The organism is Arthrobacter zhangbolii (assembly GCF_022869865.1).
GTDB lineage: Bacteria > Actinomycetota > Actinomycetes > Actinomycetales > Micrococcaceae > Arthrobacter_B > Arthrobacter_B zhangbolii.
In genome coordinates, this window is sequence record NZ_CP094984.1 from 2,256,306 (window position 1) to 2,270,413 (window position 14,108).

Genomic DNA, 14,108 nt, shown 5'->3' on the forward strand with positions numbered 1-14,108 from the left:
GCGTTTCTGCAGGCCTATGCTGGTCTTAGGGGACCGTTTAGATAGGGAATATGCTGTGAGGGGTCTGATCTCGGTACTGTGCCGGCTCAGGCCCCTCAATCTTGTCGACAAGCACTTCGCATTGGGCCACCCCATCCTCGATTACAGTCTGGCCGTGGTAGAAGGCCCTGGAGGCCAATGCTGATATATGCCATCGAATCCAGAATAAGTGTTCAGGAATGACTAGTCCCGATGAAGAAGCCACTGCCCGTCGTCGGGTCAGCGGGCACCAGCCGAGATACTCTCAAACAGCTTGCGGCCACGTTTAGAATCGCTCGCATCAACCGGGTAGTCGGGACTTTCCAATCCGAGAAGAACCCACTAGACAGGACCCAACGCGCATTACCGGTTTCGTCGTGAATCGGATTCAGGTTTGGTAATGCAGCCCCTTTTCTGCTACGCCCGTTGCTGTGGGCGCAAACCAACCGTGAGCGGTTGTAGAGGAAAAGCATCCCACTGGAGAGTGGGTATGGCCTAAGCGACTAGTAATTACCTGTGTTCGGGCCCAGGGGTGCCCAGCCCTAAATACTGGAGTGCTAGCGGCCACATCAAAGCCGGATCAAGTCTATAGTGCAATACGAGCGAACTTGTCCAATGCCTCCTTCTGATAGGCCTCATAATTAAACGCTTCTCGGGGCACATCACCCCGGAAGAAACGATGGAATCCGCGGGTCAATCCATCCACCGAGTTCTCGACAAGAAGCCCATAGCCGCCCTCGAGTACGCTTCGTGGCCCGACGACGTCCGTGGAAATGACTGGCCTGTCCAGAATCAAGGCTTCTAAGACCACGAGTCCTTGCCCCTCGTAGTCAGAGGAGAACACAAAGCAGTCCGCATTCTTCAGGATCGCGAAGGGGTTCATACGGCGGCCTGCCAGTAGAACCTTCTCCTGCAGTCTGAGCCGGTCTATCAGCTGTTGTAGTTCTTCGTGAAGGGGGCCATCACCAAGGATCGCCAACTTTGCGCCGGGATAGTCTTTAACAATGTCGGCAAAGGCATGGATTAGCTTTGCGTGTCCTTTTTCGGGTGAGAGGCGACCCAAAGTCACAAAAAGGCTATCTCCCTCATTGACCCACGCGGCTATATCCGCGTCCAAGGGTTCCTCGGCCATCCGGAGAGTCTCTTCTGGGTTCACCAGGTTGTTGCAGAAGGTAAACGCGTTCTTGTCTAGGCCAAACTCGTCGGATAACCGGAGTGCGTTTTCTTCTCCCACGCTTTGCGTTACTGATATCAGGGAATCAAAGTTCTGGAAAAGCCTAAAGTTCGCCTCCAAGTATTCAAAGCGGCTCTTCCATTCTCTGTACATATCATTGTGTAGATACACTGACTTCTTCGCACGCTCAATCGGTGCGTTGCCTAAGAGAGCCGTCCAGAATCGAGCATACCCCTCAAAACAAATCACTGAGTCGAAGACAGCTGCGCCGAATACACGACGAAATTCCCTAGCAAAAGCCCTGTTAATAATCTCCCACATTTCGACAGTACTGACGTTGTGCTGTGTGTTCATCTTATCGATAACCCAGCGTTCTTCTGGTGTAAGGACATGACTTCCTACGCGAGCCAATACTCTGATATGGGAAGGGTTCTGCGCAAACTTCTCAAGGCGCTCAGGCTTCGATGCCAAGGCGTCTGGATCCACCACAACGTAAACATTGTTCTCTTCTTGATCGATGTGGGAAACCAAATTCAGATAACTGGTAGTAATTCCGTTCGGCAGGAAAGACCCTTGGAACATCAAGACCTTGCGTTTTCCGTCTTGGTGGTTGGGTACAAGGCACTCCTCACTTCCGAAGAAGAAGAACTCCAAGACGCGTATGGATGCCTGCCCATCCTCGCGAGGACAAAACTCAAGTTCTTTCTGAACGTCCTCGTCGGTCCTGGATGGTAGATGGGATGACGAAACGGCGTCATTCACTGCCCCAATCACCGCGCCCAGGTCACGGCATACCGTTCCCGGCATGGTGGTGATATCGAAATAAAGACCCCTCTCGCGCTCATAAGACTCTAGGTCGTAGGTGTAATAAATGATCGGGCGCCCAGTCGGAATAAAATCAAAAAAGATGCTGGAATAGTCGGTAATCAATACATCTACAATGGCCAAGAGGTCATTGGTATCTACCGTCGCCGGGACACTGTGCATGTCAAACAATGCACCCTTCGCCCTGTCGCTCGTCATGGTGTGTCCCCTATAAAGGAAGTGCCAATCACCCGCCCCAAGTGCTTCAAGGTCTTGCAGAAGCCGGTCGCTATCGAGACTTCTGTCGGCCAACGAACCCCGCCACGTCGGGGCGTATAGAACCACTTTCTTTCCTAAAGGTATGCCTAGCCTGTCACGCAGGTCCCGGCGCGACTCATCAGTGGCGTTAAGGATGGCATCCACCCGTGGATATCCAGTGACAGCTAGCTTGCCGTTGAACAATCCAGCAACGTCGTACTTATCGATTAAACAGTCTGCAGTGAACTGGTTTGGGGCGATGATATGAGTTGCATGGAGGAAGTTGCGCGCCGCATTCTTGTGGTCCATGAGGCCGCTCTTGATGTCGCGACCCAACGTCTTTATGGGGGTACCGTGCCAAGTGTTCAGGTAGCACTGCTCTTCTCTGCGTATGAAATACGGCGGGAAGGTATTATCGTTGATCAGGTATTTCACTGATGCGAGGTAGCGCAGGTAAAGATCGCTGTCTCTCGGTGCGAAGATAACGTCGCGACGGCCAGCGAGTTCCTCCGGAATATTCTTCTCGCTATTGAGCACCCAAACGTGTTTAAAACCTGAGAACCGTGGATCGTCGATAGCGGCGCGGAATAAGTGCAATGGATTGCCAGCGACTGTTGCCCCGTGACCGCTCTCATAAAGAATAGTATGGTCCTGGATGCTGAGAGTCTCCATGTATTCGGTGTAGAACATCGCCTGCTTCTGCGTCTTGTTCTTCATATATTGGGTTGTGTCGACGGCATGGGGACGTTTAAACTGCCGAATCTCGGCGAAGGCAGAGGCGGCTTCTTCGTGTCGTCCTCCCAACATGTACATACGCCCGACCCTAAAGAACAAGTCTGCGTCATAGTTTGAACTGCGCTCCGCCGCAGCGGCATAAGCATCGGCGGCCGCGATATTGCACCCCAGCGCTTCTGCCCTGACTCCAAACTGTTTCAGATTCTGTGCTGACTGCGTCGACTCAACAATTTCAATATCTCGTGCGAGAACCTGTTCGAGATAGGAATCTCCAAGGCCGCTCGAGGCCGATGAAGCTGGGTCATCCTCCCTGGACAGGTAATAAGCAATCGAAGCCTCTTTGTATTTCCCTTGCTGCCGCAAAACATGGCCGAGACGGTACTTCCAGTACCGACTACCTGGAAGTACACTGCTTAGGGAACGAGAATAGTTCTCCTCCGCTTTCCTCAGGTCGCCCATCCGCTCATAAGAGAGTCCCAAGCGCCAATACAGGCGTTCAGATGCGGGGTTGACCTTGAGGCCCGCTTGGAAAGCGTCAACTGCGCCTTTCCAGTCGTACGTCTTCTGGCGTGCCAAGCCGAGCCGGTAGTACACCTCTGTCGTGTCTCTACCAGAACTCAGGGTTTTTTCATAGCTCAAAGCCGCGAGGGGCCATTGGCCTCTTGCTTCGAAAAATGCGCCTATGCCGACCTCGCGTGCGCTAAAGCGTGCGTCCAGGGAAACGGCTGTTTTATAGGCACTCTCAGAGGAACTCTCGTCACCTGCTAATTGCCACGCCCAGCCCTCTTTGAAATGATACTTAGCTTCCTCAGGGCGGATCCGTGCACATCTTGCATAGGCATCAGCAGCTTGGGCATATCTGCCCATCTTGAAGTGCGCGTCCCCTAAACGTTCAGCCCAACCAGGATCAGCACTATGGGACGCCAGACCTGCTTCCAGTATCTCAGCTACTTGCCAAGTGGGCCCCTTGCCTTTCAGCGCCATATCAAGACGGGACTTCGAAATATGCCCTTCACAAGTCTCGATGCGATGAAGCCAGGCCGTCTGTGTCGGGTCAATCTCCAACGCGCGGCGGTAGTAGCGGATCGCTTCAGCGAAATGATTTTGCCGTTCTAGCACAAATCCCACGCGGTAATGCCAAGCAGCATTTTCCGGTTGAAGAGCTACAGCTCGTGCTAGGAGTGGCTTCGCCTCATCCAGTCTATTCAATCGAAAGTAGGCGTGCCCCAACCGGAACAATACCTTCGGATTCTCATTCTCGCCTCCGCGAAGGAGGCGTTCATAAGCCACGGCCGCTGCTTGCCAATCATTCTTTTTCTCTAAATTCCGTGCATGCGCGTATATTGCCTGCCAACCCAGCATTCTTCCCCTTATCAAGCCTGGTTTGTCTATTCTTGCGCCCCTAAGAGCTCATTAGTCCTGTTGCCGACCTAGGCCTTAACAATCTGCGCGTCTATCATCTCTTGGTTTGCCCGTACCAGGTCTTCTGCGAAATCTACTTCTACAGCGTAGAAACGGCTGATATCCATAGGGACATATTTTGCCCCGTTCTTAGCAATTGCCAGCTCGATTCCCCGTTCGAAATAATCTTGGTCATCCACACTCGCGAGCTGATTTATTAGAAGTAACTTGTCAGTAGATGAGACGTAGTTGATACCGACTGCCTCACCAAGTGCCTGACGGACCTGCTTCGATAGCTGGTTGATGTAGCCGCTTTCGTCTACCGTGTACTTGACCTCTTCGTCTGAGACCGATGAGGTGTCCACTGCGATAAACGACCGATCCTCGTCAATTGCGGCGCGGAGGTACTCAAGCATGCCGGGATCAAACACGACATCCCCGTTCATCCAAAGGACTCCCCCGTCAGCAGAGTTCCGAAGCGCCTTCAAGAGGCTCTTGGAAGTATTCGTCTGATCGAATGCCTCGTTGTAAACGAAAGACGCATCAGGCACATGCTCCAAGATTTGCTCAAGCTTGTACCCGACGACGATGGTAAGCCGAAGCTCATCCCCAAATGCTGCGCGCAGGTTCTCTACCTGCTGCGTCATGATGGTCCGCCCGTCGTCCAGCTGGGTCAGCGACTTGGGATGCGGTCGCGCGAGCCTGGTGCCCATTCCGGCGGCGAGTATTACAGCTTGAACAGTCATTTCATGTCCTGTCGATCAGAGAGGCGTGCTTGGGGGAAATACCCAACCAGTACTCGCAGCTCCCCTGCTGCACGCCGCCAATCGTCAGATGTAACGCGTTCCCCGGGGACAGAATACGCGCAATATGAATAAAGGGTTAACTATTGATGGACGTCGTGCCCTCCGTCAAGCTCCACACAGCATTCACCACCCTAATAGCCGCAGCACCATCATCGGCAGTGAGATATCGGAGCGTGAACTTCCGGTGGCGGCTACGGTATGGCTCCGCGGCGGCTTCCGCAGCCCTAATTGCAGCGACAAGCTCCTCCGTGGTTTCTACCAGTGGTCCGGGGGCCTCAGTCTCCAAATCAATGTAGAAACCTCGCTCGGAGTCGCGGTAACGAGCCAAGTCCGGGGTCAGGAAATACATCGGTTTGCCGGTCACACAAAAATCAAACATAGCCGATGAGTAATCGGTGACCAGCAGATCGGCGGCCAGGTACAGGTCGTTGATTTCCGGATGAGCAGTGACGTCCAGATAAAAATCCTGCCCGGTGGTCTTCCGCTTACCGGCAATTTTGTGGTGTCCGCGGTAGAGCATCAGGTAGTCCTCGCCCAGCCCTGCTGCTGCGGCTTCAAAATCCAGGTAGGGATTGGCTGCGTCTCTGTTATCCCTCCACGTAGGGACGTACAGCAATACTTTCTTACCGCTTTCAATGCCCAGCCGGCGCCGGGCCTCGGCACGCCGGGCGGGCGCCGTGTCAGCAGCCAGGGCATCATTGCGCGGATATCCGAAGACGGCGGGTTCTCCGCGATATCCAAAAGCAGCTGCCAGAGTATCGGCCGCAAACTCGTTCTGCGCCAGCAGCATGTCCCAGACTGCTCCCTCACGCGAGATGAGTGCCCGGTAGGAGGCGGTTGTGCCGGCTATCGGTGTGTCCGTTCCTACGCGTTTGAGCGGGGTACCGTGCCAGGTCTGCAGGTAGAACTGTCCCGGCCGTTTGCGGAAGTAATGCGGGAAGTTGTTGTTGTTGACTAAATAGCCGGCGGTTGCGAGGAGCTTGAACCATTCCGGGCTCTCCCTTAGCACGGGTGTACAGCCCGGCGGCACCGGCACCGAGAAATCGGCAATCGTCCAGTAACGCTGAAGCCGGGGGATCCGCTCGCCGAGGACATTGCTGATCGCCCGCCCGCTGTCGGATGACGACTTCCCGTCGAAGGATTCGAACAGGACGATCTCGCTGTCCACGGGATCGGCGGTTTGGGCATAATCCGCGATCGCCTGGCTGCGGCGCAGCGCCGTGCGGTCGTCGGGGTTTCGAGGTGCCGCTACCCGCAGGACCAGATCCTGTTCATTGCCCTCACCTACGAGCTCCAAGTGCATCAGATCATGCCCCAGATGCAGGGGCAGGGATGTGAGCAGCCCTCCGAGGGCGGGCACCCGGGCAACACCGCCTCCGCATTCCTCTGGTATTCGGTGAAGGACGCGGTAGTGGCCGGGTTCCAACGCAGACTCCCCGTACCCCCATCTATCCTGCACCAACGGAAACTCCGCTTGGAACCGGCCGGCATTATCCAGCCAGCGGGCAGATGATGCGCGCACCTCGTTACGGGCAGTCAACAGCATCAACATCGGAACGGCCGCATCCTTGTGCCCGTACCCTCCACCGGTCTGTCCTTCCAGGATGACTGTGCCTGCGCCGTCGACCATCCGCGCGCTGCTCAATGTCAGTCGAAGCGGACGGAGGGACACCTGCAGGTACCCGTAGCCGGTGCACTCCATGCGCAGCGCCGCCGAGGGCGCCGAAACCGCGGACAAATCTGATCCCGAGCCCGCCCAGCCCACCGGTACTGTCCGGCCGTTGGGCAGAAGTGCCTTAACCGTCCAGCGCTTCTCCTGGTTGCCGGGAACTTCGTCCCTTGACATGTGGAGGGTGAACGTCGGTTCATTGGCTTCCTGCCGAAATTCCTGTGCGTTTTCCCCTTCTGCCTCAAGATAGAGTGCCGCCGGCACAACGTCGCCCGTTCGGCCGAAGCCGACGGTTACTACGTTGCCTTCAACGTGAACCGTGGAAGCAGCGCACGAATAACGGATTGTTTTGAGCCGCAGTCCCTTGTCGGCGTCCATCAGTGCGATCGCCCGGGTGCGGGCGTTCAGAGAAGCCCCTACCGGAAGGCGCCTCGGGACCAGATCCTGGTTCCGGACCCGGATCCTATCCGAAGCAGTGAAATCCTCGGAGAGCAGGGTGACGTGGAAGAACCATTCCGAGGACCGGCCGGACTCCTGCACGCCCGGCAGGGCAGGAGTATCAACCTCAACGGTAAACGCTGCGCCGGCATAGGACCGGAAGCGGTCCGCTGCCGTGGTGTCGACCCGCTGGTCTGTCCCCCTTGTGACAGCGAGCGCCACGGCCGTGGCTGATTCCTGCTGCCTGAGTTCCACCCGCAGCTCACAATCCGCCGGGTTGATCCCGGGCAGATAGGCCCACGCTCCTATGGTCAGCGTCCCCTGCTCTGCCCACTCGAAGCGGGTGAGTTGCGCCTTCACGGGCAGATCAACGGCCCCCAGGCTAAGCAACCGGGAATCAATCGGTTCCGAAAGCAACACAAGGTACCCTGGTGCGGCTGCCCGGCTGCCGGCCACCTGCGGATCTGATGTTGCTTCGGTGCGATAGCTCCTGCCGTTGTCCTGTAAGTCCGCCAGCACCAGCAGGAGGTCGCCGCGCCGTCCATCGGCGGTCAACGAGAGCAGTACTCGTTGGTGAACGCCCAGCGACCTCAGTACCTCCGTGCCGCCTACCCCTTGAATCACTGCGGCGATGAACTTCTGGAGGAGCATAAAATGCTCCTCTCCGCTGTGTTGGAGATACTCCACGTGGGGTTGCAGGTCTTCTAGGCGATCAATACACCATTGCCGGGCCCGGGCTTCGGTTGTTTCCGCGTTCACGGCCTCGGCAATGGCTGCAGCCTCCTGCAGCCACGATGCCAGCGCAGCAGTGTCGGGACCGGGCACTGGGACCGGCGGCAGTTCCGGTGCAACCCACGGTGACGTTGAAGAGACTTCAAGCGTCTGCCGCGGCGCCCGGCCCAAGAGGCCCCTGACACCCTGTTTGAGCCAATGTGTGCCCTTCATACGGACCGCCCTTCGGTGTGCGGCAGTTCTTCGACGGAAACCTGCCGGTTCCAAGGACGTCCAAGATTCTCGACGGCTGCGGTAATCCTGGCGCAAGACCCCGAATCCCAGAAGGGGAAGGTTTCCCGTACCCGGTCCTCGTACAGTTTCTCGCGTCTAAGTTCCCTTTCAACTACGCGTTCGAGTTCGGCCAGTGCCCCGGGTGCGTCCTGTACAACGGGTCCGAAGCCGTGCCGGGCGTAGTCGAAGTACCCCTTGCGGTAAACGTGCTTGCCGCGGAAGATCTCGTCCCCGTCGAACTGCATGTAGATGAGGTTGCTGCCGGCGTAAGCGGCGTCAAAGGCGATTGAGGAATGGTCTGTAATCATGGTGTGCGCCTCGACGAGTTCGGCCTGCACACTGACATCGCGGTACCGGACCGGTTGTACGTATTCCGGCAGGTCCAGATGGGGAACCACGAATTCCAACTCAGGATGCGGCATAAACACAACGTCCAGACCCTGGTTGGCGCTGAGTTCCTTCAGCTCCGGTGAACGCAGCAGCGCCATCCAGGCTGCTCCAAAATCGGTCGATTCGAAGGCAGCAGCGGCTTCCTCGGGGGTGGCGCAGACTTCGATGACCTTCTTCACATACTGGCGCCAGGTGGGCGCAATCAGTACTTTGCGGCGTTCGGATACAGGGCTTTGAAGGGCAGCCGTCCGCAGCGCGTCGTAGCGCGGCAGTCCGGTGAGTTTGGCCTGATGGGTTGACAGACGGTAGACGCTGTTGTTGCCAGCAATGGACTCATGTTCGTCCCGGGTGGTGGTCACCATAATGGAGATGTTCTTCCCGTTGATCCATCGGGACATGTCATCCTTGATAACGCCATGCTGAAGATAAACGAACTTCGCGTTTCCGTCGCCAAACCGCTTCCGGTGCACGGGATACTCCACATACCAGTTGGCGTGCGAAGACAATTTGTAGATGGCGTTCAGATACAGCAGCACCAGCTCATCTGAGCCGTACGGGACCATCCGGAACCCCTCTGATTCCAACCGTGCCCAGTCCGGGCAGTCTTTTTTGATGACGAAGAAAGCGTTGATATCCGGGCGGTGCTTTTTCAGGTATCTGTAGAGGTGCTCAGCATTGTCATCGGCCCGGTCAGTCCTGTCCATGAGCAGCCATGCGTCTTGGTAGAGCGTGCGGGCCTTTTCGCTGTGTGCCTTGCGGATCAGGGCAGCATCAGCCGCAGTCTGTCGTTTCGCTTTGATGCCTGCAAACTGGCGCCGGACAAGCCTGTCGGCAGTCTCGGCCGCAGTCCGCGGACGGGAATGCCCGGTGAGGACCCGCCGGATTGTGAGGCTGGTTCGTGCCCTGGCCAGTTTCCTGCCCACCCGCCCAGTTCCAATCGAAGACGTACCGTTGCGGGCCGGGGTGGCTGCCGCCAGACGAAGGTAGGGCGCAGGTTTGGGTTTGCGTCCGGGCAGCAGCGGCACGCCGCGGTCCGTCGTAACATGCCCCGGTGAGCCATCGAGCGCAATCCTGGTGTCTTTGCCCATCGGGAGCACCAGGATGCGTTCCCGCAGGAGCACCCGTCCAAGCACCCGGTGTTCCAGCACCTTTGCTGACACCGGCACCGCTGGAAGACCGTCTACTCTGAATTCTTCGTCGGGTAAGGAGCCCTGAAAGAGGTAGTGGTAGGTGGTGACTTGCTGGTCCGGGTCCGTAGTTCCCTGCAGGACCGGGTGTTCGGCGTCCTGCAGCCCTTTGTAATAGCCGCGAAGAATGTTGTGGAACAGCCATCCCTGGCTCACCACGCTGAAGGTATCGATGACTTCGAGGTCTATTAGGGCGATGATTCTCTCCAGCAGACGGTGCATGCTTCCCTGCTGCTCAGGTGTGGCGGACCCGGTATCGCTGTGCATCCGCTTGTCATCTATGTAGAACCACACCAGGTCATAAAGCACCATGTACTGTGCCCACTGCGGTATCCGGCCCCGGCTGCGTTGCGTGGCCTCCAGCATCCCCAACCAGCCATGTTCGGGCAGGTCGCTGTACGCACGGGGATCACCCCATGTGCCTTGGACAAGGGATGCTCCGCTGTTGCGCTGACGGCGGTAGTAGTAGCTGGCTGACGCAACCAGCCCGATGACGGGACGTTCGGCTGCAGCCAGATACCGCCCGATCAGGTGTGCGTCCTCGAATTTCGGTCGGATCCGTTCATCAAAGCGAAGCTTGTGTACTTCGAGAACCTCGCGTCGGAGGAAAGTCGTGGGGCCGTGCATATGGATGTACTCGGGGTTGAGGTCCAGATCCACCAGTTGGTCCCCGAGACGGAATTTTCGGTTGAGCAGGTGCCCCTGCGATGTCTCGAGCGAAACGTCGTTAAACTGCACCAGCCGTCCGGCCAGCATTTGTGCGGATTGCTGTGTGTCTCGTGCAATGAAGGCCGCAATCCGCTCAAAATACTCGGGATGGAAGGCATCATCGGGATCGCAGAAGGTTACCCACGTGTTCTTCACCAGATCGAGGGCGACATTGCGGGCGGACCCCGGCCCGCCGTTGACTTTGCGGACCAGACGGACGTTTTCCCGGTTTTCGGCCCACCGGGTCACCAGGGCAGCCGATTCATCCGTGGAACCGTCGTCCACAACAACAATGTCCAAATCCTGCACGGGATAGGTCTGGATTTCCAGCGACTTCAGAAACGTCGGTACGTACTCTGCGACGTTATAAAGCGCTACTACCAGGGAAAATTGGCCTTTAGCCACAATGGTCTCCGGTTGCATTCTTGGGGCAGGCAGCGGCAGCCGTCAGCAGGGCTTCCGCTGCCACCGCAGCGGATACGCCCATACTGATGGATGCGAAATTCGTGTCCGACGTCGGCGCCTGCGACATGGAGTCATACTGGGGTGCCTGTAGCGCCATGACCAACCCAACCGTCGTGGATACTACCGGCAGCCGGCCCAGGTCAGCGGCAGGCTCCAGGTACAACCCCCGGGTCCGACGGTACTCGTCCAGATCAGGGACCAGCAGGCAGGTCGGGCGGTTGAGCACCGCGTAGTCGAAGAGCGCGGATGAATAGTCGGTGACAAGGGCATCCGAAGCGAGGTACAGGTCGTTGAGCTCGGGATACTCCGTAACATCAATGACCGCGGGGTGCGGATCAATATTCCGCTGACCAGCCACGTTGTGGTGCCCGCGGATCAGGAAGCGGTAGTCCGGTCCCAGTAGGCGGCTGGCTTCCTCAACGTCCAGGAAACCTATCCAGTCGGACCGGCCCGCCCCGTCCCGCACAGCGTCCCGCCAGGTGGGGGTGTACAGCAGCACCTTATGGTGGGGTGCAACCCCAAGCAGTGTCCGCACCCGGAGGCGTGTCTCTGCGGCATCCGGGGCAAGCAGTGCGTCGTTCCGCGGATATCCTGCCGTCAGTACTTCACCCGTATAACCGAGGGCCTTCGGGAGGACACCGGCCGCAAACTTGTTCTGCGCCAGCAGCAAGTCCCACCACTGGGACTCGCGTTCCATCAGGTCCCGGTAGGACAGGGAAAGCAGGTGCTGCGGAATGTCCAGGCCTATCTTCTTCAACGGCGTCCCGTGCCAGGTCTGCAGGTAGAACTGGCCTGGTGACTTACGGAAGTACCAGGGGAAGTTGTTGTTGTTGACCAGCACCCGGACGGACGCCAGCTTGTCGTACCACTCCGCAGATCCCTGCAGCAGCGGCACCGCGTACTCCGGCACCGGAACGGACCGGTCGGCCACGGACCAGTACAGCGGCTCGTCGAAACCTTCCCCGGCCAAATAATCGGAAATGGCCCTCGGACTGTCCGTGCAGTTCTTGCCACCGAAGCTCTCAAAGAAGATGCCGGGGCGCGTGCGGCGCACGGCCGCGGGGCCGAAACTTTCCCGCCGCAGGCGGTACTGGTGGAAGGTACCGGTCTCTTCATCGGCCAGCGGGGCGCCGATGCTCACGGCCATCGCACCGGAGGCAGTCCTGAGTCCCCGGACGCGTGCTCCCGGAAGCAGTTCCGATCGGAAGCTTCGGGCGGTGCTTTCATCCACCCGAACGGCCGGATCGCCGGGGCCGGCCACTCCCCCCGTGCGGCTCAGGCGCAGGGTGTAGGAGCCCGACGGCGGTGCCGGCAGTTCCCTCCCCCAGCGTCGGGTGGCCAGCGGCACCCGGAGTTGAAGCGTCCCGTCATGTCCGTCCAGGACTTCGGCCGGAAGGGTGAACCGCGCCGTCGCCAGTGCATACGAGGCATCTGCCGGCGCCCCCTCGACGATGAACCGGAGCTCGTCCACACCGTTGCGGGTCAACACAGACAGCGCGGTCACCGCGGGTCCGGAACCGGGTTGCCGCTTCACCGCCGGTCGCGGAACGGGAACCAACCGTTCCACTCGGTGACCGGCCACCTCGGCGCCTACGATCAGTTCCGCTCCCGGGGCGTTCAACTCCACCGTGAACGCGGAGGCCGCATAGCTGCAGTTCCGGTCCCCGGAGAACAGATCGATGTCAGGATCGGTCCGGCGCGTGAACAACAGGACTTCGGCCTCCGGGGCGGTGACGTGCAGGTCCAGAGTGTTACTGTGCAAATCCACGTTGCGCAGGTAGGCGTGCCCGCTGACCGAGATCCGCCCCGAGACTGCCGGCACGGGTTCGTCCAGCTCCACCACCAGCTCGAGCAGGCTGGGCTGCACCTCCAGGAGGTCCCGGTCTATCGGTGTGGAAATCGCGTCCAGCAGCGGCGGCTCCGCGAAGATCCGCCCGCCGTCAAACGTCAGCGGACTGGCTGTACCGTTGTTGATCCGGTCCACCACGGCGCACCGGATGTCCTCCCTGTGACCGTTGGCTGCAAGAAAGAGAAGCACCCGTGCCTGCGGGTCGATCCGGGCCAGGTGTTTCTGTCCGGCGGCGTAGAGGTCCTGGACGCCGTGGCGGAGCAGCTGCCAAAACTCGTCGGAGGCATCCGGCACCTGCTCAATGTAGGGGACCATGTCGCTGCCCAGGAGTCGCTGATACCAGTGCTCCTGCACCGCAGGGATCCCTTCGGCGCGGAACAGGGCAGTGACGTCCCGGGCCACGGCGAGCCGGTCCTGCAGGTCTTCCAGCAGGTGTTTGGCCTGCGTGATGGAGGACCCGTCCTCACGGATCCGCCACCAGTAGACCACGGGGCGCAGGATGTCGAAGCTCTCGGCCCGGAGGTAGGCGCGGCTGGTGGTTTCCTGGTCTTCGTAGCGTATGCCTTCGGGGATGGGCCCTACGCAGCGGTTCCAGAAGTCGCGGCGGAATACCTTGTTCCACAGGAACACATCATCAATTGCCTCGGGGCAGTCCTCCAGCCGGATCCCTGTGAGCTCCTGCGAATGGATCCGTTCGGCCAGACGCACCGGGGTGCGTTTATTGCCGCGGATCCGCCCGTAGGATCCCACACAGAACTCCGAACCGCTGCGGGCAAGGTGGGCGACCATGGTCGCGTACGCATCGGAGGGTACGACGTCGTCGGCGTCCGCAAAAGTGAGGAACCGGCCGCTGGCGGCACGGATACCCTCGTTGCGTGCGCGCCCGTTGCCGCCGTGCGCCAGTTGTACCAGTGTGATCCGGCCGTCATACCGGGCGTAGCCGGCGGCAAGGGCCGCCGTCCCGTCCGTGGAACCGTCATCCACCAGGATGATCTCCAGGTCCCGGTAGCTCTGCGTCACGAGGCTGGTCAGGCACCGCTCCAGGTACGGGGCAACGTTGTACATGGGCACAATGACGCTTAGCAGCCCGTGCCCCGCCACCCGGTTGCCCGGGGCATCCAGCCGGCGGAGCCGCGCGCGCAGTGCAGGGTGGAGTCTGCCGGCCAGGCTGCTCAGGGCAGGGATGGATGCGTTCGGCATA

Annotated in this window: 5 protein-coding genes; all 5 read right to left on the minus strand. The window is 59.0% G+C overall.

Features of this window, described 5'->3' with window-relative positions:
* Positions 1-604: 604 nt before the first annotated feature.
* The 5 genes from MUK71_RS10530 to MUK71_RS10550 all read right to left on the minus strand — a co-directional run bounded on the left by MUK71_RS10530 (position 605) and on the right by MUK71_RS10550 (position 14,107).
* Positions 605-4,351 carry a CDP-glycerol glycerophosphotransferase family protein gene (locus MUK71_RS10530; protein ID WP_227927620.1) on the minus strand — a complete coding sequence of 1,249 codons (3,747 nt, stop codon included), beginning with the start codon at positions 4,349-4,351 and terminating at the stop codon, positions 605-607.
* 68 nt (positions 4,352-4,419) lie between these two features.
* The gene (locus tag MUK71_RS10535) at positions 4,420-5,136 is read right to left on the minus strand and encodes a phosphocholine cytidylyltransferase family protein (protein WP_227927619.1); all 717 of its coding nucleotides are present in this window, start codon (positions 5,134-5,136) and stop codon (positions 4,420-4,422) included.
* A gap of 136 nt (positions 5,137-5,272) precedes the next feature.
* A complete protein-coding gene (locus MUK71_RS10540) occupies positions 5,273-8,248 on the minus strand; it encodes a CDP-glycerol glycerophosphotransferase family protein (RefSeq protein WP_244802769.1) in 2,976 nt (991 codons plus the stop codon).
* Entirely contained in the window at positions 8,245-10,998 is a 2,754-nt protein-coding gene (locus tag MUK71_RS10545) for a bifunctional glycosyltransferase/CDP-glycerol:glycerophosphate glycerophosphotransferase (RefSeq protein WP_227927617.1), read from the minus strand. The genes MUK71_RS10540 and MUK71_RS10545 overlap by 4 nt, the downstream gene beginning before the upstream one ends.
* Positions 10,991-14,107 carry a bifunctional glycosyltransferase/CDP-glycerol:glycerophosphate glycerophosphotransferase gene (locus MUK71_RS10550; protein ID WP_227927616.1) on the minus strand — a complete coding sequence of 1,039 codons (3,117 nt, stop codon included), beginning with the start codon at positions 14,105-14,107 and terminating at the stop codon, positions 10,991-10,993. Before MUK71_RS10550 ends, MUK71_RS10545 begins: the two co-directional genes overlap by 8 nt.
* Between the last annotated feature and the right edge of the window lies 1 nt (position 14,108).

Bases quoted from the DNA above. Each gene is read 5' to 3' on its own strand.
- MUK71_RS10530 (WP_227927620.1), bottom strand. From the start codon at position 4,351: ATGCTGGGTTGGCAGGCAATATACGCGCATGCACGGAATTTAGAGAAA.
- MUK71_RS10535 (WP_227927619.1), bottom strand. From the start codon at position 5,136: ATGACTGTTCAAGCTGTAATACTCGCCGCCGGAATGGGCACCAGGCTC.
- MUK71_RS10540 (WP_244802769.1), bottom strand. From the start codon at position 8,248: ATGAAGGGCACACATTGGCTCAAACAGGGTGTCAGGGGCCTCTTGGGC.
- MUK71_RS10550 (WP_227927616.1), bottom strand. From the start codon at position 14,107: ATGCCGAACGCATCCATCCCTGCCCTGAGCAGCCTGGCCGGCAGACTC.